Raw genomic sequence first — 20,328 nt, 5'->3', positions numbered from 1 at the left:
TGGGGCGTTTTATCAAAACATCCCCAAAAACGGCTCCCTTACAGGTAAAGGTTTCTGTTACTGCTATTTATATTTCTGTTACTGCTGCTTAGTGGTGTCTACCGGGGGCACAGGGGCGGCAGGTTTTTTAGGCGTCAGCAATTTGTTCAGCCGGTTCTTGGCTTCGTTTCTGAGCTTCTGCTCTGCCTCCTGGCGTTTCGCCTCCAGTTCTTGCCGGGCCCTGAGTTCCAGTTCCTGCTGTTGCCGGGCTACTTCGGCTTTGATACTGTCTTTGTTGGTGGGCACGTTCACGTTGTATTTCTCCTTGACGCCTTCCAGTTTATTGGTCACCACCTGTTTCACTAAAGAGGAGGCTTCAGCTTTCAGGCTGCTGCCTTTCAGCGCCACGGCGGGGTCATTGTAATTACCAGTCACCCCCAAATGTAAAGTCACCCGGTCTAAACCATCCAGGTTTTGCACCCCTGTTAAGCTGGTGATCTTACCGGCCAGGGCATTTCCTACCTTGCCGGAAGGCACATCCATGGCCACCACGTAGTCTACTTTTCCACTGATGTTGTTGGTGCCCCCCACCGTCATCTTGATATCGCCCACGGCGAAATCAAAGGGTTTCACCACCAGGTTCCCGCCAATGATCTCGGCGGCAAAGCCCCGGTTTTTCAACGAGAAGTTCTGCACCTCCTTGAGGTTGGTGATCTGGCTGATCTTGGCCAAAGTAGGCATATTGGAGACCACCGCTTCTACCACCTCTACCAGGCCTTTACCAGTAAGCGTACTCATGACCGGCATCATGTCGCTGCCTAATTCTCCACTAAGGTTGAACTTGGTAGAGAACTCGCCCTCCAACAGTTTGGCAATAGGAGCCAACTTCTGGATTGTGTTGAAGGAATTGAAAGCTTCCTGAAAATCAAGGCTCTTAATGTCCAGCCCGAAGGAGAACTTGGGGTGGATAAGGTCCCTGGAATCATAGGAACCGGTAGTGGAAAACTTGCCACCCAACGTGTTGAAAGAAACATCTTCCAGCCTGGCTATCTGGTCTTTAAGCGTCACTTTCCCTTTCAGGTTCTGTAGTTTCAGGTTATCATAGAGCACGGTACCGGCCTGGGTTGTCAACACCATGTCCAAGTTGGCGGGTATCTGCACAACGCCTTGCGCTTCCTGGGTAGAGGAAGGAACCGTTTGCCCGGTATGCTCATCAACCATCCACTCGTTCACGTTGAAACTGTTAGAGGCCAAGGTGAAGTTACCGCGCAAGGGCTGGTTTTCAGAGAACAGGTACCCCATGTAGTTGGAGATAGTTCCGTTCATCTGCACGTCACTCTTGCCCAGGAACCCGTTCAGTTGCTGCAGGGCCACCTGCTCATTGTTGAAGGTAGCCTTGGCCGAGTTGATGCGCATACCTTGGGGTAAGTCCACGCTCTTGTAATTCAACTGCGAGATCTGCACCGTACCGCTGGCCTGCACGTTTCCGTAGCGGCCCGCGTCCACATCAGTCATTTTTCCTTTGGCCAGGATGTTCCCGTTCAGGCGGCCACTCAGCGTGGTGCCCTCTATGGGGATGATCTTGGTGAGTTTGGTCAGATCCAAAACACCTTTGATGTCGGCGTCAAACTGGGGTTGGGCCAGGTTCTTGATAGACACCCGGCCTTCCAGCGGTTCTTTGTCCAGCAGCATCTTGAAACGTGACACCTGAATATCCGTGTCAGCGGCTTTACCGGTGCGGTTGACTACGGTAGAGACCACCGTTACTTGTTCCAAAGGCGCCGGAAACTCAGCCGATTTCACGTAGCCATTGGTCAGGTTTAACTTGGCGGTCACCATGGGCATGTGGTTTTCAAAATACACACCTTTGGCTTGGGCATCCACGTCCAGTAAGCCGCGCAGGGTGGTGCCCTCTAATGGGAATACCTTCGTGACTTCGGCCAGGTCAAGCTTCGCCTGTAAGGCGCCATCAATTTTCATGGGATCCAGGCCATCTATCAAGACGCGGCCATCTACCGGGTTCTTGCCCAGGTCTAGGTGTAATTTGCGCACGTCAATCACGGTATGATCCAGGTTGCCGTCTGTGTTCTTCACGCTCAGGTCAAGGTTGATGTTACGGGCCGCCTGCGGAAGGTCCGGGTACTGGAAGGTGCCGTTGTTCACTTTCAGGTCTACCCCAAAGCCCGGCATGGTGGTCTCATTGAAGATCCCCTTCACATAGCCGTTGAACGCGACTTTGCCATCGGTCTTGATATCTTTGAATTTGTCCGTGAACACGCCAGGCACCAGAGAGAAGATGTTCTTGAAATCGGTCTCCAAGGCTTTGAAGGTGAGGTCTAGGGCAATGTCATCAGAGGGCATGGCAATGGAACCGGCCATGCCCAGGGCAAAATCATTGATCCGGAAGTTGTTGTCTTTGAAGGTGTATTTCGAGTTAGCCAAATCCATGGCCATGGTCACGTCAGCGTCCAGTTTTTTGTTCTCCAGGTAATTCACGCCCCCGTAGGTTACGGTGAAGCGCTCGGCCTGGGTGGTGGTCTTCATGTCAAACACCTCCTTGGCCAGGTCGCCGCTGCCGCTGTGCTGCACGCTGTAGGCGTTCACCCCAAACGGGATGCTCAGGTCTTGGTACACAATTTGGCCATTGTTGATCTTCCATTCGTCAATCGCCATCTTGAAATCAGTGGAATCCTGGGTGTCAGGGGTGGCCGCAGAGTCCGGGATTAAAATGTCCCAGTTGGCTTTCCCGCTCTTGAGCACCAGCAGTTTCAGGCGCGGCTGGTCCATCTGCACCGAGTTCACCTCTAACTGGTCGCCGGTGAGCACGCTCATGAGGTCCAGGCCCAGCTTGAAATTAGGCAGGTACGCCAGCGTGTCTCCCTGGAAAGAGTCTTTCCCGATGATGGTCAACTCCTTCACGTTCAGCCCCAGGTCTGGGAATGTGCTAAAAAGCGACAGACTTACGTTATTTGTTTCGTATAAAACCTGGGCGTTAATGCTCTTGGCTATTTCTTTATCTAAACGCTCTTTGATCTTATCTTTGAAAAAGACCGGGACCAGCGCAGCAGCGGCCACTAACACCACTAGAAAAACCGCCAGACCTATAAATATTTTTCTCATGTTGGTAATGATGTGTTTTCAGCTTGTAAGTTTAGGTATTTTCAGATGAATATACTCTTCTGCAGGCTATTGCAATTAATGTGCCGGGGGTTTTCCCAGCAGAAGGAGAGAAGCGTCTTGTATTTTCTCACGGGTTGTTTCACGTTCTTTTTGTCCAGCGCGGCCCTGGCCCAGGAAACCTCCAGTACCCTGCCGTATGCCCACCGCCTTTTCCTTAACCCGGCCTACACCGGTTTATTGTCTGACTACAGCCTTACGGCGGGGCACCTCTCCCAATGGACTGGGGTCAACGGCGGCTACAGCACCCAGTGGGCCAGCGGTGAATACCGGTTTAAGACAAGTAAGAATGCGGTAGGGGCCACCTTCATGGCAGACCGGGCGCCAACTGGTGGGTATCAGAAAGTGCAGGCGGGCCTGTTATATGCCTATCACACCAAACTACGGGAAAAACTGGACCTAAGTGCCGGCATGCAAGTAGGATACGGGTCACAGAAGCCTTCTGCCAACGGGCTTATTTTCGAGGATCAACTCTCAGCGGGCGGCACGGTCACCCAACCTACGGCAGAGACCTTCGGATTGGACAAAACTTCTTATGCCACTGTGTCCGCGGGCCTGCTCCTTTTCACCCGCCAGTTCTGGGTAGGTCTTTCTGGCCATCATATGAATAACCCAAGAGTAGGGGAAATGGCGGGCAGCACCACGGCGCCCGTCTTGCAACTACAAACCGGTTACAGATTTTACGTAAAAAGCTACTTTGACAGAAACCATTTTGAAGAAGTCAGCTTTATTCCTACGCTTTCGTATACGCAACAACGTTCTTTTAACCGCTTAGATGCCAGCCTGTATGCGAACATCACTCCGGTTACGCTTGGCCTGGGAGTCACCATGCTACCAGGTGTAAAAAATACTTCATTGGCTAGCACTATTCAGGGTATAGTTGGCGTTACACATAAAGGATTGAAAATAGGGTATGGGTACCGGCATCCGCTGGCGGCAAATCCAGTGGCGTTGGGTCCTTCCCATGAACTTGTTCTTTCATTTGAGAAAGTGGATTACTTGAAGATTTTTAAAAAGCTAGGCTCCGACAAAAAATACAATCGCATTGCTTGCCCAGCATTCTAATTTTCTATATTATTGCGTGTTAAAAGCCACATTTGATCTAAAGAATACAATTTTACCTGGTACTTACCAATTTTATGAAACTTTCTAAGCACTTAATGTATGTACTGGCGGCAGGAGCCATCGTGTTCTCCTCCTGCTCCAAGAACAAACGTCCCACAAGCCAGGATCCCGGGAAGCAAAGTACTGCTACTGGTATTGCCTACGATGATGAAGATGGTGGTTTTGCGGTAGCAGACTACAGTGACGTGCCGGAAGGTCCGGGTTTGGTATTTATTGAAGGCGGTAGAACCACCCTTGGTTCTTCTGAGGAAGATGTGGCCATGACCCGTGACAACATTGAGCGTACCGTTACCGTGGCTTCCTTCTACATGGACGAGGCCGAGGTAGCCAACATTCACTGGTTAGAGTACCTGCACTACATCAGAAAAGACTCTTCTGAGGAAATCTACGCCAAGGCTCTGCCTGATACCACCGTTTGGGAGCGTGAACTTTCTTTCAACGACCCTTACGTTAACTATTACCTGCGTTACCCAGGTTTCCGCTACTACCCGGTAGTGGGCGTGAGCTGGTTGCAGGCGCAGGATTATTGTACCTGGCGTACGGCCATGGTGAACAAGAACCTGGCTGCTGACTATGACGGTGATCTGGCTGAAGGTGCTACGCCTCCCATTGAGTCTGGCGCCATTCTTCCCAACTACCGTCTCCCCACAGAGGCTGAGTGGGAATATGCAGCCCAAGCCTTGATTGGAACCCAGTTGAGCGAAGAGGAAAACCAAACCAATAAGCGGATCTACCCATGGGACGGCCACCAGGTGCGTAACCCATACGGAAAAGGCCAAGGCCAATTCCTGGCTAACTTCAAGCGGGGCCGTGGTGACTACGCTGGTATTGCCGGTTCTTTGAACGACGGTGCCATGATCACTGAGTACGTATACGCTTACCCACCCAACGACTTCGGTCTGTACAACATGGCGGGTAACGTGAACGAGTGGGTACAAGACGTGTACCGTCCGCTTTCTTTCCAGGATGTGGAAGACCTGAACCCAGTACGCCGTAACGGGGTACAAGATGACTCTTCTATGTATGACGTGGCTGGCTTCCAGTCGTTGATCACCAACACGGTGCGCGTGTACAAAGGCGGTTCCTGGAAAGACGTAGCATACTGGTTGTCGCCAGGAACCCGTCGTTTCATGGAGCAGGATTCTGCCACCTCTACCATTGGTTTCCGTTGCGCCATGATCAACACAGGCTCCAACAAATAAGAAATCTTATTACCCCTATAAAACAAGAAAGGCCGGTCTATCCGGCCTTTCTTGTTTTATAGGGGTTTGTAAAAACTACAGGGTATACGCCATGGAAGCCACACTCACGGCCCGTGCCCCGTGCCGCAGCAGCAACTCGGCACAAGCCTCAATGGTAGCTCCGGTGGTAATGACATCGTCTACGAGTAAGACATGTTTTCCTTCTACTGCCCAAGGCTGTTGGATGCCATATAAGTGTTGCATGGCTTCCCAGCGCGCCTGCCGGTTCTTCCGGGTTTGAGAACTACTGGCCTGGTTCTTCAGTAAGACGTCTGCCGCCAAGGGTACCTCCAAATGCTGCCCCAATGCCTGCGCAAAGCCCGTTACCTGGTTATAGCCCCGCTGCCGAAGCTTGCTTTTATGCAACGGTACCGGCACCACCACATCAATCGAATGGAATTCCGGCTGTTCTTTGAGCTGCGCCCCAAACCACCTGCCCAGCAATTCACCCACCTCTTCCTGCCCCCGGTATTTCAACTGGTGCAACAGCCGCTGTACCCGGCCTTTCTCCTGAAATTTGAGGTAAGCCACGGCTAACTGAAGAGGAACCCGGCCCCAGAAAACTTCATGCAGTGCGTTGTGGGTAGGGGAGAGGTGGAAGTGGGTGTAGGGGAGCTTGATGCGGCAATGGCTGCAGATGACTTCCTCGCCCAGGGCCAGTTCCCCACCGCAGGCGCGGCAGTCCTCGGGGAACAGCAAGGCCAGGAAATCATGGTATAGCGTACGGAACCCCATCTGCAGCTGTGACATAGACTACTACTTCCTGATTTTGATGTAACTTTACGACAGCGGCGCAGATGCCGCCTTAATGACGCACAACAATGAGCCAAGTAAAAGAATTCAACGACTACCGCACCCGCATGAACGAGAAGATCATGGAGGCGGACAATAAAGTAATCAAGCGCTTTTTCAACCTGGATACCAATGCTTACGCAGAGGGTGCCGTAGATGTAAAGACCAAGGAGATGCTGGGCCTGGCCTGCTCCATGGTGCTGCGCTGCGATGACTGTATCAAGTACCACCTGGGCAAATGCTTTGAGTGCGGCCTCTCTGACGAGGAAGTATACGAAGTCTTCGCCATTGCCAACCTGATTGGTGGTTCCATCGTGATTCCGCACTTTAGAAGAGCCGTGGAATACTGGGAAGAACTAAAGACTGAGCAACAGGGTTCGTAGAAAACAGGGGTTCCCCGCGAATGCGTTTTAGGGCTGTTTTCCTAAAACTACCCGCAAAAGCAAAGGTAATTCAGCTGTGGATTACTCTATGTAACTACTGCTCCGGCGTGGTTTACTACATCAAGTAAACCAATGTCATTTCGCTGTTTGCAGGCTGTTTTCGCAGAAACAGGTATAAAATGCTTCTGCAGGATGGGTGGAGAAAGAGTAGCTATCAACATAGAGAGAATCCCTTTCCGCCCCTACTTATTCACATCGTATAGAATGGACCACGAAGAAGATTTTGATGTAAGGTGGGCTGCCTTGCGCCAGGAGATCAAAAGTACATTTGGCAAAAAGCCTGATCTGAATGCCATCCTCTTTTTGATTGGTGTGCAGGAACTAGGACAGGGTATTCGGGAGTTTACCAAAGAGGAAAAGCAGGACCTGATGCACATTGCCACCTGCAAACTCCTGAGCTTGTCTGGTTACTATGAACTGCAAGGCACCGACCAGGAAGGATGGCCCCACTGGAAATCAGTGAAGCCGCTGCCCGCCTGCAACCTGAAAGAACAGGAGCGCATGCTGAAGTGGCACGCGCTGGAGTATTTTGATGAATTGAGGTAAATGAAGATTATCAGTTACAATGTGAATGGCATTAGGTCTGCCATATCCAAAGGTTTTCTAGATTGGGTGAAAGCTGCTAACCCAGATGTGCTCTGCCTTCAGGAGATCAAGGCAGACGAGACCAAATTTGACAAAGCGTGCTTTGAAGAGATAGGGTATCATGTATACATCCATCCCGCGGTAAAGAAAGGCTACAGCGGAGTGGCCATCTTATCCAAGGTTGCCCCTAAGGACGTTTGCATTGGCTGTGGCATAGACCAATATGATCAGGAAGGACGAGTGATCCGGGCTGATTATAACGGGTATTCTGTGTTGAATGTCTACATGCCATCAGGCTCCAGCGGGGAGCATAGACAGGGGTTCAAGATGGAATGGCTCCGCGATTTTCAACAGTACATTCAGGGTTTAACAGCCACTGTGCCCGGTTTGGTCATTTGCGGCGACTACAACATCTGCCACCAGGCCATTGATATCCACAACCCTAAATCAAACGCCAAAAGCTCCGGTTTCCTGCCTGAGGAACGCAACTGGTTCTCCAGTTTCCTACAGGATGGGTACATAGATTCCTTCCGGCACTTCAACACCGAGCCGCACCAGTACACGTGGTGGAGCTACCGCGCCAACGTCAGGGCGAAGAACCTGGGCTGGCGTATTGATTACCTGCTGGTTTCTGAGCACCTAAAACCCTTGATGAAACGAGCCGCCATTCTACCGGAAGCCAAGCACTCTGACCATTGCCCCATTTTGCTGGAGATGCACCCGGTGGAGGCATAGATATGTAGAGACGTTTAAGACCTGTTTTGAGAAAACAGGCTGTAAACGGTCTTGGTGGAGACACTCGTAGGAGCTGCGCGCACTACGAGGTCTATGGAGCAGGCGACCTTGCGGAAAACGAAAAAACCTGTGAGGTCTTGAAGACCTCACAGGTTTAGAGTCAACTGGCGTGAGACTATAGTCTCGTGACTTAGGATGAACCGAGTCTCCAGACTCGCCGGGAACCACCAACAGGATTGCGTAACCTCAGTGGATACCTTTCAAGAATGCGTTTATAGTCTGTTTCTCCGGAAACAGTCCATAAACGCATTTTCATTTTTAGTCTGCTGCCAACTATCCGAGTGGCTATCTTCAGGAGCAATTAGGTATTCATTAGCGCTTCTTTTTCCCGCGCACCTGATTTTAAGTCCTATTTCTGTAAAACGGGTTAAAAACAGGGCAACTTGCTGCCAAATCAAAGAATTAACAATAAATTAGTAAGCAGAAGAGTTAAAACTCTATTGATGAAACACGTATGATAAAAATGGAATCGGCTGGTACGCTTTCTCCTGTTACTACCGTTCCTGGGTTCCTCTAATCTTCCTTTACTTATGCGGGCTGCCGGTTCTTTAGACACAGTATTACAGCAGCTTCAGGCGTTTAAGCGCAAATTCTACCTGAACCTGCTCTTTAAAGGCTCCTTACTCACCTTTGGGTTGGTGCTTTCCTCTTATCTGCTCATCACCCTTCTGGAATACTTCTTCTATTTTCAGCCGGAGGTGCGGGCCTTTCTTCTGTTCTCTTTTCTGGCCATCAGTGCCTTCGCCGTCATCAGGTGGCTTTGGGCACCAATTATGGGCTTGGCTAATCTGAAGAAACTCCTTTCAGATGAACAGGCGGCGGTGCAGGTATCGCATTATTTCCCTGAGATCCAGGACCGGCTTCTCAATTTGCTGCAGTTAAAGAACGTGGCCCTGAACAATGACCTGGTGGCCGCCAGTGTGGAACAGCGGTCTGAGGAACTGGCCGGTTACCACTTCCCGGAGCGCATTAAACTCACCCAGAACCGGTCTTACTTTAAATACCTGCTCCTGCCGCTTTCGCTGGTGATCATTCTAGCCTTTGTGTACCCGGCCTTGTTTGTGCAGGGCACCGAGCGCATTATCCATTTCAAGAGGCATTACGCACCCAAGGCTCCCTTTCAATTCGTGATCAAGAACCCTTCGCTGCAGGCGTTCAAAGGAGAGGATTTTGCGCTGACCGTAGCTATTGAAGGAAACTCCATCCCAGAAGAGGTAGCCCTGGTGGTGGACGGGAGACCCTTGAAACTCAAAAAAGGCCCCGGAAACACCTTTGTCTATGAATTTCAGCAAGTGCAGGAGTCTGTTGATTTCCAGCTGACCGGCGCGGGCTTCTACTCAGACCCCAACACCTTGAAAGTAGTGGCCCGGCCCATGCTTCGGCAACTGAAGGCCGACCTGAAATACCCGGCTTATACCAAAAAGGCCGCTGAAACCCTTGACAACACAGGTGACCTCACCATTCCCGAAGGCACCCAGGTGACCTGGCGGTTAGCCGCAGACAATGCCGATTCGCTCTGGCTCCGGTTTACGTCGCCGGCCCAAACCGTGAAGGCGCAGCAACGCGCCGATGAATACGTAGTGAGCAAGACGTTCTTGCAGAGCCAGGGCTACAGCATGCACCTCAAGAACCAGTATTCTGAGAACAAAGAACAGATCTCGCACCAAATCACCGTGATCGCAGACCGTGCCCCTGAGATTACCCTGGAACAGTTCCGTGATTCGGTGCTGTACTCTTATTTAGTAGTAGGCGGGACTATCTCAGATGATTACGGTTTCAGCCGTTTGGCGCTGCATTACCGGGTGCTGCGGGGCAACAAAGCCGCTACCGGCTACCGGGCAGTGGCCATTCCTTTCAGCGGCTCCCTGGCTACGCAAAGCTATTTCCGGCAAATGGACCTGAAACCGCTCAACCTCCAGCCCGGTGACCGCCTGGAATACTATGTGCAGGTAACCGACAACGACCAGGTACCCCAGCCGAAGAGTGCCCGTACGTCTACCTTCATCTTCAAGTACCCAGACCCGTCTGAGGTGCAGAAATCCATTGAAGAGTCCTCGCAGCAGGTACAGTCCCAGATGAAGTCTTCGCTCACCAAAGCCGAGGAACTGAAGAAATCACTGGAGCAGAACGAGGAGAAGACCAAGCTGAAGAAAGAACTGTCTTTCCAGGACAAGAAAGCCCTGCAGGAACTCGCTGAGAAGAAGAAAGCCCTGCAGGAAGAACTAGCCGAGCTGCAGAAGATGAACGACCAGCTGAACCAGCAGCAGGAGCGGTTCTCGCCCCAAAATGAGAAACTAGCCGAAAAACGCGACCAGCTCAAGAAGATGATGGACCAGCTGCTGGATGACGAGACCAAAAAACTCTACGAGGAACTGGAGAAGCTCCTGCAGCAGAAACAACCCAATCCCGCGCAGATTCAGCCGCTGCTAGACAAACTCAACAACAAAGAAGAGAACCTGCAGAAAGAGCTGGACCGCCTGCTGGAAATGTTCAAGCAGCTGCAGGTAGAGCAGAAGCTGGACAACGCCCAACAGAAGCTGGATGACCTAGCCAAGAAACAGGAAGATCTGGCTAATAAGACGGGTGAGCAAAAAGACAAAGCCAACCAAGAACTGCAGCAGGAACAAAAGCAGCTTCAAGAGGAATTCAAGCAGATGCAGGAAGAACTCAAGGAGGCTGAGAAGATGAACGAGCAGCTGGAGAACCCTGAGGACATTCCAGACACTGAGAAAATGGAGGAGCAGATAGAGCAGGAGCAGGAGAACGCCCAGGAGTCTATGGAGAAAGGCCAGAACAAGAAAGCGAGCCAGCAGCAGAAATCAGCGGCCCAGAAGATGAAGCAGATGTCGCAGCAGATGCAAAGCCAGGAGATGGAAGGCGACATGCAGCAAGCGCAGCAGAACCTGGACCACCTCCGCGACATCCTGGAGAACCTGGTGACGCTCTCCTTTGACCAGGAGAAGCTCATGAAAGACTTCCGGAACGTGCAGCAGAGCGACCCACGCTTCATCGGACTGGCCCAACAGCAGATCAAGCTCTCAGATGACGCCAAGATCATTGAAGACTCTTTGCTCTCCCTGGCCAAGCGCGTGCCGCAGATCCAGTCCTTCGTAACCCGTGAGGTAGGCGCCATGGAAGGGGAGATGCAGAACAGCTCTGAGGCAATCAAAGACCGTAACCTGTCTAAAACAGGCAACCACCAGCAACTGGCCATGACCTCTATGAACAACCTGGCGTTGATGCTGAGTGATGTGCAGCAGCAGATGCAGCAGGCCATGATGGCCATGCAGCAGAGCGGCCCGGGCAAGAAGAAAGGCAAAGGCAAGAACGGCAAAAACCAACCGGGGGCGCTGGGCCAGATGCAGCAGCAGTTGAATGAGCAGATCCAGCAGCTTCAGAAAAGCGGGCAGAGCGGCAAAGAACTGTCTGAGCAGTTAGCCCGCTTGGCGGCCCAGCAGGAAATGCTGCGCAACGCCATGAAAGAGCTGGCACCTTCGCCCACCGCCCCAGGGGGCAAGGAAGGCGGGGAGAAACTCAGCAATTTGAGCAAGCTCATGGAACAAACCGAAACTGATCTCGTTAATAAACGTCTTACAGAGCAGACCATGATGCGGCAGAAGGAGATCCTGACTCGTTTGCTGCAAGCTGAGAAGGCCGCCAATGAGCGCGACCTGGACGAGAAACGGGAGGCCAATACCGCCAAGGAATTGCCTGCCCGTATCCCGCCATCGCTGCAGAAATACCAGGAACGGCAGAAACAGCAGACAGAATCGCTCCGTCAGAACCTACCTGCTTTGACACCTTATTATAAAAAGCAAGTAGATGCTTATTTTAAGCGATTAGGTTATTAGATTTGCAGACATTTCAGATATAGTAAACATATTATGAATCAAGTAAAAATTCAGATTCCTTCTATCATTGAGAATATCCGCATCGTGGAGAGCTTTATTGACAACTCACGGGAGAAATTTCAGATTGAAGATGACATCTATGGTAATATCATGGTTGCCGTGACAGAATCTGTGAACAACGCCATCAGACACGGAAACAAGTTTGATAAAGATAAAAACGTTTATCTTTCTCTTTTTGTAGAGCCCAATCAACTGCGGTTTGAGGTACAGGACGAAGGCAACGGGTTTGACCCAGAAACCCTATCTGATCCCACAGCCCCAGAGAACCTGGAGAACCCCGGCGGAAGAGGTATCTTTTTAATGCGCAACCTCTGCGACGACGTCTCTTTCAGCAATGACGGCCGCACGGTTTCCTTAACCTTTAATATAGAGAATGCAGGAACTACCCATTGAGTTCTTTACCGAGGAGGTAGAATTTGAGGTAAAGAACGAAGAGAAGGTCAAAACGTGGCTTTCTGAAATTATTTCGAAATATTCTTTCGAACTAGAATCATTGAACTACATTTTTTGTTCAGATGAATATCTTCATCAAATGAATGTAGAATACTTGGAGCACGATACGCTCACTGATGTCATCACCTTTGATAATTCCGATGTAGAGGGAGTTATTGAAGGTGATGTTTTCATTAGTATTGACCGCATTGTGGACAATGCCGCCACTTTCAACATTTCACAGGAAGAAGAGCTTCATCGGGTCATGGCCCATGGGTTGCTCCACCTACTAGGTTTTGATGATAAAACGCCTGAAAAGAAGGCGTTAATGCGTTCCAAAGAAAATGAGTGTTTAGATAGCTTTTAGTTTTAAACACCTCTTCCCTTAGTTTTCCTCACTTATCAACAATGTTTCACGTGAAACATCACACTAATCCACACTATGTTCACAAGTTATGATGTAATAGTAGTTGGGGCGGGACATGCCGGATGCGAAGCAGCACATGCGGCCGCCACCATGGGATCGAAAGTACTACTCGTAACCATGAACATGAACACCATTGCCCAAATGTCTTGCAACCCAGCCATGGGCGGCGTGGCCAAAGGGCAAATAGTAAGAGAAGTTGACGCCCTAGGTGGCATGAGCGGAATCATCACCGATAAAACCATGATCCAGTTCAGGATGCTCAATATGTCTAAAGGCCCCGCTATGTGGAGCCCCCGGGCCCAAAGCGATAGAATGCGGTTTGCCGAAGAATGGAGAACAGCACTGGAGCAAACGCCCAACGTTGATTTTTGGCAGGAGATGGTCTCTGAGATTTTGGTGGAAGATGGCCGGGCAGTAGGAGTGAAGACCAGCCTTGGCATTGAGATCAAAGCCAACGCCGTAGTCTTAACCAACGGTACCTTCCTGAACGGCATCATCCATATTGGCGAGAAAAAATTGGGCGGCGGCAGAGCCGCCGAAAAATCCGCGAAAGGCATCACCGAGCAATTGGTGTCTTTGGGTTTTGAGGCAGGCCGCATGAAAACCGGAACGCCTCCGCGCGTAGACGGCCGCAGCCTGAACTATGAGGTAATGGAAGAGCAGAAGGGAGATGAGAATCCTTCCAAGTTCTCTTACACAGACACGCCTGCCCTCACCAAACAGAGAAGCTGCTACATCACCTACACCAATTCCAAGGTTCATGACATCCTGAAAACCGGGTTTGAGAAATCACCCATGTTCCAGGGAAGGATACAGGGATTAGGACCACGCTACTGCCCGTCCATTGAAGACAAGATCAACCGTTTCGCAGAGCGCGACCGTCACCAGATCTTCGTGGAACCAGAAGGGTGGAGCACCGTGGAAGTATACGTGAATGGTTTCTCCAGCTCGTTGCCGGAAGATGTGCAGTTGAAAGCCCTCCGGGAGATTCCCGGATTTGAGAACGCGAAGATGTTCCGGCCCGGTTACGCCATTGAATACGACTTCTTCCCACCTACCCAATTGAACCTGACCCTGGAGACAAAGTTGGTGGAAAACCTCTACTTCGCGGGGCAAATCAATGGTACCACCGGATACGAGGAAGCGGCCTGCCAAGGTCTTATGGCGGGAATTAACGCCCATAACAAGGTGCATAACTCAGAACCGTTCATCTTGAAAAGATCAGAAGCCTACATAGGTGTTTTGATCGATGACCTGGTGAATAAAGGGACTAACGAACCGTACCGCATGTTCACCTCGCGCGCCGAGCACCGCATCTTGTTGCGCCAGGACAATGCTGATCTTCGGTTAACCGAGAAAGGCTATCAGCTGGGTCTTGCCTCAGAAGAACGTCTGCAGAAAGTGAACCGCAAAAAGCAGGAGACTCAGGAAGTACTGGCGTATCTGCAGCAGAAAGGAATTGAGCCGGAAGAAGTAAATGCCATGCTGCTTTCCCTGGACTCAGCACCTATCAGCGAAAGAGCCAAAGCGGGCAATTTGTTGAAGCGCCCCAACGTGGAGCTGGAGCACTTGCTGGAATCTTCGGAGAGCCTGAACCTGTTCCTGAGCAAATATTTACCAGACAGCCTGGAGCAGGCGGTTATTCTTTTGAAATATGCGAGCTATATTGACAAAGAAAACCAGATGGCCTCTAAGATGGAAGAACTGGAGAACTACCGCATCAAAGACCGGCTGGACTACAAAGCCATTACCGCGCTTTCCAATGAAGCCCGGGAGAAGCTGCTGAAAGTACAGCCAGAAACCCTAGGACAAGCATCGCGCATCAGTGGCGTATCCCCTGCGGATATCTCCATCCTGATGGTATATTTAGGAAAATAGAATGAGCTACGAACGGCTAGACCATTGCCCCATTTGTTCCAAGACAGAGTTTAAGAATTTTCTAGTAGTACAAGACAAGAGCGTAAGCCAGGAGAGTTTCGTGATTGTGCAGTGCCTGCATTGCCAACTCAAATTCACCAACCCCCGGCCAGAGGAAGGAAGCATAGCGCCGTACTATGCTTCTGAAGCCTACATTTCCCATTCTGACACCAGCAAAGGGTTGTTGAACAAAACCTATCGGTTGGTACGGTCCATGGCCATCAAGAACAAGGTGGAATTGGTGAACCGGTTAGGTGCCAAAGGCAATCTTCTGGACTACGGCTGTGGGGTAGGCTATTTCTTACAGGCTTGTCAAAAACAGGGCTGGCAGATAGAAGGCATAGAACCCAATGAAGCGGCCCGCCAGCAAACCGAAGCGAAAATTGGGAAGCCGCTGTTTCAGGGCCCTTTAGAGAATTTGGGCGCCGAAACGTTTGACGTAGTCACCATGTGGCACGTGCTGGAACACGTGCACACGCTCAATGAAACGCTCAAGGCCTTGGTGAATGCCACCAAGAAAGGGGGGTACCTGGTGGTGGCCGTTCCTAACGCAGATTCTTATGATGCCAAGAAATACGGGGCAGATTGGGCCGCCTATGATGTACCCCGGCATCTGTACCACTTCAATAAACCCAGCATGCAGCGGCTGTTGAAGAAACACCGGTTAGATCTGAAAGAGGTCTTACCCATGAAGTGGGACTCCTATTACGTGAGCATCCTGAGCGAGAAGTACAAGCATGGTCAAACCAAGATGCTGGACTCGTTTTTCACAGGGTTCAGGTCAAACCTGCACGGGGCTAAGAATGACAATTCCTACTCCAGCCAAATCTTCATCGCGCAGAAAAAATAACCAGATACCATAAGAGGAATGACCTTATAGTTCGCACTATAAGGTCATTTCCATTTTACAGCCAAAAATGAAAAAACTGCTTAAAAACGCTTTATCAGGATTTGCCTTGTTCCTTGGCGGATGCGCCAGCATCAGTAGCCCAGAAGGGGGCGCAAGAGACGTCACCGCACCCAAGCTGGTCATGAGTACTCCCAAAGATGGACAGACCAACGTGAAACCAGAGACCATTGTGCTCACCTTTGATGAAGCCATTCAGACGCTAGACCTCACCCGCCAGTTGATCATAGCGCCCTTTACAGACAATAACTACAAAAGCCGGGTAAAGGACAGAACCGTGGAACTGACCTTCTCCAAGCCTTGGGAAGAAAACACCACCTACAGCCTCAACTTCAGGAACAGCCTGGCAGACATCACGGAGAAAAACCCCGCCAAGAATTTGGTCCTTACCTTCAGTACCGGGGCCTGGTTAGACTCTGGCCGGGTGAGCGGCACGGTGAGCCAGTTGTTCAGCAACACTCCGCCCAAAGAAGTGAACGTGTTGCTGTACCCTACTACAGATACCTCCCAGGTGACCAAGGGCAGGCCGCTCTACGTGACGGGCGCAGACTCCACGGGGAACTTTGCCTTCCGGAACATCAAAGAAGGAGACTACTTTATCTATGCATTGACAGAGACCAACAACAACCTGCGCTATGATAATGAGAAAGAGTACATCGCCTACCACCCAGAGCCCATCAAGGTAAGGCCGGCGGTAGAAGGGCTGCAACTCAAACTGCACTCACAAGATGTGACCCGGCCCAACGTGGTGTCCAGGAGAGGCTTCACCAACGTGTATGAGGTGGAATACAACGAGGGGCTTACCGCCGCTACCGTCACTGCCTCAGACAAAGACACCAACATCAAAGCATTGCTGTCTACCAACGGCAAAGTGGTGAGTTTATACCCTGGCAGCGCAGCGGAGAAAACCTGGCTTCTGGAAGTGCAGGATAGTGCCAGCAACACCCGCGTAGACACCATAGCCGTACGCCTCAGCGGCAAGGCCGCTCCCCGAAAAAACAACGGCTTCGCCGTTCGAAATGGCGCCACCGTACAGCCCGGCGATGAATTAACGCTTCAATTTGAGGTGCCCCTCAAAATTGTTTCGCCCGCCGGAGCCTTCACCTTTACCTTAGATTCTACCACCACCGTGACAACCAAAGAAGCCAAAGACCTGCTGCTGTCCCCAGACGGCACGCAGATAGCGGTGAAACTTCCTCTGCCCGCCAAACGGGAAATCATCATCGCCATGGATTCCACCAAAGTACTTCCCTTCATAGGGGAGCCCTTTGCTAAAACCTCGCGCACCATTCAGGTAAGTGACAAGCCTACCACTGGTAGCCTCAAGATTCAGTTGGCCACCACGCAGAAAAGCTTCTTGGTACAGCTCCTGCGCCAGAATGCCGTGGTGAAGGAAGCTAAAAACCTGAAGACCATTCTTTGGAACAATCTGGAACCCGGTTCTTACCAGATCCGGATCCTGGTAGATGAAAACGGCAACGGCAAATGGGACAACGGCCTCTTGAAAGAGCGTCGGTTGCCTGAACCCGTGGTGTTCCCCAAAGATATTTGGGAGATCAGAGCCAACTGGGAGATAGAGTCTCAGGTGATCCAATTCTAAGGTGGATACAGAGTGGATAATTGTGGACAAGATTATGGATAAAGTAAGGCCAAGTCTGAAAATCCAGAAACCCGAACCCCTGAAATCTGCGTTCAACAGGGCAAGTGTGCGTAGCGGTGCATAAAAACAGAAATTCCCGGAAGTTATGCACCTGAGTATAAACGTTGCCGGACTTTGACCCGTTTTTATGTGCAGAAGTGGAAATCCTCTTTAAGTGCTTGATTCTTACCGCAGAAGAATCCACAGAAGAAACTGAATAAGTGGGACTACTAAGAGGATATTCTAAAAGCGCGGGGAAAACGTGGGGACAAGAAATCTTATCCACTTCTGCACAGCCCTAACGATGAAAGAGAAGTTTTTTTAAAAAAAAGAGTTTTATAATAGATATCCGGTTGACTTCGTGGAAAAGTGGGAGAAGTGCGCAGATCGGGAAGGAGAAAGGGGAGCTGGGGCGCGGCCCGATTTGATCCGGAAGGCGTTCCTGGGACCGCAGAATGTGGAAGAACCGCGATTTTTGAGTAGTTTTATGAAAATCAAGCCGGAAACGGTACCATATAACCAATAGAAACTATGGAACAGGACAGAGAACAATTCGACAACGAGATAAAGTTAGGATACGGGATAGGCGATTTACGCTTCGGGCTGAGCATGGACGACGTGGAGGAGATCATGGGCGAGCCGGAAGAGGTAGAGGAGTCTGACGAGGAAGACGAGTTTGAGCACAAGGCCTGGAATTACTGGGACAGCGGTTTCTCGTTCTATTTTGACAAAGAAGACGATTATCGACTGAGCTGCATAGAGACCGCCAACCCTAACGTAACGCTGTTCGGGAAGAAGATCTTTGAGATGAGCCAGCAGGAAGTGGAGCAGTTGTTCAAGGAACAGGGCGTGCAGAACGTAGAGAAAGAGAAGATTGAGAACAATGTGACCTGTCTCTCTTTTGAGCAAGAGATGATTGACCTTTACTTTGAAGAGGGCAAACTTTTAGCCGTCAACTTCGGGGTACACATGGATGATAACCTGGAGGTACTTTGGCCTGAAGAGGGCAAATAAGAAAACAGCATCTTTTCTCACAGGAAAGAAAACGCCCAATAAACAGAAAGAACCGCCTCAAGCGGTTCTTTCTGTTTATAGTCCTTCTGGGTGCATCTAGTTTATGGCGTGATTCCCAAAAACAAGCCTAAACTGCGGCTGAATTCCCAGGAAAGGCCGTGGTCTGTGCCGAATTTGGAATTCTCCTGGCCCTCGTTTTAGAGGTTCCACGCATTTTACCGTGGAACAGCTATTCAAAAGGGCCTGAGAAAGGCGGTTTTTAAGACCTTCAGGAGTATGGGCAACAAATAACGGACTCTGAGAGCCTACGCTTGCCAGAGTCTCCTAAAGCGTCTGTAAAGACAAAGGCCATTTCTACACTTGAACTTGTTCTAAGAAGAGAGCAAATGAGAAGTTCTAAGGCTTGTCAGAGAAACTGTCCGAACTGAACCATTGGAAGAATGCTAGGTGTTTTTGCCATTGTTCCCTAAAAACAACCTGAAAACAGCTTAGGATAGAGATCAACACAATCTGCCAGATAGAACCCCAGGCCTATAAAGCAAAAGAGCCGCCCCACGACAGGACGGCTCTTTTGCTTTATAGGGTTTTAAGAAGTGGTTTATTCTATTTAGTAAAAAAGGCTTTAATCTCTTGCTGGATAACTGGATTGATAGCAATGGCCAGAATAATTGAGATAACCAGGCCCAGGGTGACTGAAAAGATGTCTCTGCCTATTAAGACAAAGGTCTTGGAGAATTTGGTGCCTGGATCTTTGGCCCTGATGCGCATTCCCAGCTCACGGCCTGCCAAGAGTCCTACGAACACCCAAGTGGTACTCATTGGAATATTGTTGACCTCTTTGAAGTAGTACAGGATGATAGAGTACACCAGATCAATGATGGTAGCACTGCGCACGTCTCTCACCTCAGATTTCTCATTGATGATGCCCTGGATCTTCTCACCCCGCATGTAGAAGATGTAGGCCAGTCCAAAGAAAATGAAGGCAGCAAAGACGGAGAACTCAACTACATTTAGCTGCCGGGGCAGGTAAACGGCAATATTTGCCAAATCCTGGGCCAACCAGGTATGCCACAAGAAACCACTAATGATCCATTGCGCCCAAATCCAGGCTCCGTGCGCCTCGCCCTTTATAAAACGCTTGATGACCCCAGACAGCAGCAGGTAAATCAGCAATGCTACTACAAAGGCTGCTACATAGCCCATCAGGCTTTTGTTCACCATGCTAAAAATGGCACCAGAGTCAATGGTGAACACGCTTAAGAGCATGAACGTGGTAGAAACCGGGATACGGAAGCGCGTTAACAGCAGCAGAATAACCGGGGCCGCCAACTGTAAGAATACAAAGTTTTCTGGGGTGTCTTTGAATCCCTTGGAAGCTAACCGCTGGTAGGTGACATCTCCGTTGAACATGTACCAACTGTACCACACGGTAGCCAGGAAAATACCGCCCATGAAGAGCCATTGCCAGTACCACTTCTTGTTTTCATTAGAGACAATGAAGGTACCAATGGTTTGGATACTGTCATTCGCAATGGCCGAATAGCCAGCAAAAGCGAAACCCACCCACATGGCAATAGAGGCGTACGGATACACCACACCACAAAGAATAAGGGAGAAGGCTATGAAATAAAGGAAGTTTTTTTCCTTCCGAAGGATAATGTCCAGTACACCAATTCTTCTTCTGAACTTGTAAGGCTGGGCGGGTACTATTGACCCTTTACCCTTTGTTCTTTTAGCCATTCAACATTGTTTTAGTAAAACGTAGCTCAAAGGTACCAGGCATACACTAATGCCTTCCCTCCAATAGCACTAATGGTAGCTACATACGGGCAAGTACCTCTAGAGTAGGAAAAAGTAGGTAAGCAGCTAGAGATTTATTGGAAGGTGGAGTACCTGTAGAAGTACCAAGTGACTTCCACCGACGCATTTTCCTTTATAAGCCTA

Annotated in this window: 15 protein-coding genes; 12 read left to right on the top strand and 3 right to left on the bottom strand. The window is 50.3% G+C overall.

The window, feature by feature from the left end:
* Positions 1-78 precede the first annotated feature (78 nt).
* Positions 79-3,099: an AsmA family protein gene (locus FOE74_RS14015; RefSeq protein WP_149099229.1), complete on the bottom strand. Its 3,021-nt coding sequence runs from the start codon at positions 3,097-3,099 to the stop codon at positions 79-81.
* Positions 3,100-3,216: 117 nt separating this feature from the next.
* On the opposite strand from FOE74_RS14015, the gene FOE74_RS14010 reads away from it, so the two are divergent.
* Together FOE74_RS14010 and gldJ are read left to right on the top strand one after the other, a co-directional pair.
* Entirely contained in the window at positions 3,217-4,221 is a 1,005-nt protein-coding gene (locus FOE74_RS14010) for a PorP/SprF family type IX secretion system membrane protein (protein WP_188686667.1), read from the top strand.
* 74 nt (positions 4,222-4,295) lie between these two features.
* A complete protein-coding gene (gene gldJ / locus FOE74_RS14005; protein WP_149099227.1) occupies positions 4,296-5,483 on the top strand; it encodes a gliding motility lipoprotein GldJ in 1,188 nt (395 codons plus the stop codon).
* 75 nt (positions 5,484-5,558) lie between these two features.
* On the opposite strand, the gene FOE74_RS14000 is transcribed toward gldJ, so the two are convergent.
* Entirely contained in the window at positions 5,559-6,272 is a 714-nt protein-coding gene (locus FOE74_RS14000; protein WP_149099226.1) for a ComF family protein, read from the bottom strand.
* Positions 6,273-6,343: 71 nt separating this feature from the next.
* On the opposite strand from FOE74_RS14000, the gene FOE74_RS13995 reads away from it, so the two are divergent.
* From FOE74_RS13995 to FOE74_RS13950, 10 genes are all read left to right on the top strand, one after another.
* Positions 6,344-6,697 (top strand): carboxymuconolactone decarboxylase family protein, encoded by a 354-nt coding sequence (locus tag FOE74_RS13995; RefSeq protein ID WP_149099225.1) that lies wholly within the window; start codon positions 6,344-6,346, stop codon positions 6,695-6,697.
* Positions 6,698-6,961: 264 nt separating this feature from the next.
* Positions 6,962-7,303 (top strand): hypothetical protein, encoded by a 342-nt coding sequence (locus FOE74_RS13990; RefSeq protein ID WP_149099224.1) that lies wholly within the window; start codon positions 6,962-6,964, stop codon positions 7,301-7,303.
* On the top strand, positions 7,304-8,077 hold the full coding sequence (locus tag FOE74_RS13985) for an exodeoxyribonuclease III (protein ID WP_149099223.1): 774 nt from the start codon (positions 7,304-7,306) through the stop codon (positions 8,075-8,077).
* A gap of 590 nt (positions 8,078-8,667) precedes the next feature.
* Complete coding sequence (locus FOE74_RS13980) at positions 8,668-11,988, top strand: coiled-coil domain-containing protein (RefSeq protein WP_149099222.1); 3,321 nt, start codon at positions 8,668-8,670, stop codon at positions 11,986-11,988.
* Between the two features lie 33 nt (positions 11,989-12,021).
* Positions 12,022-12,441, top strand: a complete 420-nt coding sequence (locus tag FOE74_RS13975; RefSeq protein ID WP_123127003.1) for an ATP-binding protein — start codon at positions 12,022-12,024, stop codon at positions 12,439-12,441.
* Positions 12,422-12,847 (top strand): rRNA maturation RNase YbeY, encoded by a 426-nt coding sequence (gene ybeY, locus FOE74_RS13970; protein WP_149099221.1) that lies wholly within the window; start codon positions 12,422-12,424, stop codon positions 12,845-12,847. Before FOE74_RS13975 ends, ybeY begins: the two co-directional genes overlap by 20 nt.
* 75 nt (positions 12,848-12,922) lie before the next feature.
* Positions 12,923-14,785: a tRNA uridine-5-carboxymethylaminomethyl(34) synthesis enzyme MnmG gene (mnmG, locus tag FOE74_RS13965; RefSeq protein ID WP_149099220.1), complete on the top strand. Its 1,863-nt coding sequence runs from the start codon at positions 12,923-12,925 to the stop codon at positions 14,783-14,785.
* Between the two features lies 1 nt (position 14,786).
* Complete coding sequence (locus FOE74_RS13960; RefSeq protein ID WP_149099219.1) at positions 14,787-15,674, top strand: class I SAM-dependent methyltransferase; 888 nt, start codon at positions 14,787-14,789, stop codon at positions 15,672-15,674.
* Positions 15,675-15,741: 67 nt separating this feature from the next.
* Complete coding sequence (locus FOE74_RS13955) at positions 15,742-17,331, top strand: Ig-like domain-containing protein (RefSeq protein WP_149099218.1); 1,590 nt, start codon at positions 15,742-15,744, stop codon at positions 17,329-17,331.
* Between the two features lie 570 nt (positions 17,332-17,901).
* Positions 17,902-18,384, top strand: a complete 483-nt coding sequence (locus FOE74_RS13950) for a hypothetical protein (protein ID WP_149099217.1) — start codon at positions 17,902-17,904, stop codon at positions 18,382-18,384.
* 603 nt (positions 18,385-18,987) lie between these two features.
* On the opposite strand, the gene FOE74_RS13945 is transcribed toward FOE74_RS13950, so the two are convergent.
* Positions 18,988-20,124, bottom strand: coding sequence for a hypothetical protein (locus tag FOE74_RS13945; RefSeq protein ID WP_149099216.1), 1,137 nt, complete (start codon positions 20,122-20,124; stop codon positions 18,988-18,990).
* Positions 20,125-20,328: the final 204 nt, after the last annotated feature.

Origin of the sequence: Rufibacter glacialis (assembly GCF_008271745.1) — a bacterium.
Classification (GTDB): domain Bacteria; phylum Bacteroidota; class Bacteroidia; order Cytophagales; family Hymenobacteraceae; genus Nibribacter; species Nibribacter glacialis.
Note: the sequence above shows the minus strand (reverse complement) of the source record. Positions and strands in the feature narration are given on the sequence as shown.

Bases quoted from the DNA above. Each gene is read 5' to 3' on its own strand.
- FOE74_RS14015 (WP_149099229.1), bottom strand. From the start codon at position 3,099: ATGAGAAAAATATTTATAGGTCTGGCGGTTTTTCTAGTGGTGTTAGTG.
- FOE74_RS13945 (WP_149099216.1), bottom strand. From the start codon at position 20,124: ATGGCTAAAAGAACAAAGGGTAAAGGGTCAATAGTACCCGCCCAGCCT.
- FOE74_RS13955 (WP_149099218.1), top strand. From the start codon at position 15,742: ATGAAAAAACTGCTTAAAAACGCTTTATCAGGATTTGCCTTGTTCCTT.
- FOE74_RS13985 (WP_149099223.1), top strand. From the start codon at position 7,304: ATGAAGATTATCAGTTACAATGTGAATGGCATTAGGTCTGCCATATCC.
- ybeY (WP_149099221.1), top strand. From the start codon at position 12,422: ATGCAGGAACTACCCATTGAGTTCTTTACCGAGGAGGTAGAATTTGAG.
- FOE74_RS13975 (WP_123127003.1), top strand. From the start codon at position 12,022: ATGAATCAAGTAAAAATTCAGATTCCTTCTATCATTGAGAATATCCGC.
- FOE74_RS13950 (WP_149099217.1), top strand. From the start codon at position 17,902: ATGGAACAGGACAGAGAACAATTCGACAACGAGATAAAGTTAGGATAC.
- FOE74_RS13990 (WP_149099224.1), top strand. From the start codon at position 6,962: ATGGACCACGAAGAAGATTTTGATGTAAGGTGGGCTGCCTTGCGCCAG.
- FOE74_RS13980 (WP_149099222.1), top strand. From the start codon at position 8,668: ATGCGGGCTGCCGGTTCTTTAGACACAGTATTACAGCAGCTTCAGGCG.
- FOE74_RS13995 (WP_149099225.1), top strand. From the start codon at position 6,344: ATGAGCCAAGTAAAAGAATTCAACGACTACCGCACCCGCATGAACGAG.
- mnmG (WP_149099220.1), top strand. From the start codon at position 12,923: ATGTTCACAAGTTATGATGTAATAGTAGTTGGGGCGGGACATGCCGGA.
- FOE74_RS14000 (WP_149099226.1), bottom strand. From the start codon at position 6,272: ATGTCACAGCTGCAGATGGGGTTCCGTACGCTATACCATGATTTCCTG.
- gldJ (WP_149099227.1), top strand. From the start codon at position 4,296: ATGAAACTTTCTAAGCACTTAATGTATGTACTGGCGGCAGGAGCCATC.
- FOE74_RS13960 (WP_149099219.1), top strand. From the start codon at position 14,787: ATGAGCTACGAACGGCTAGACCATTGCCCCATTTGTTCCAAGACAGAG.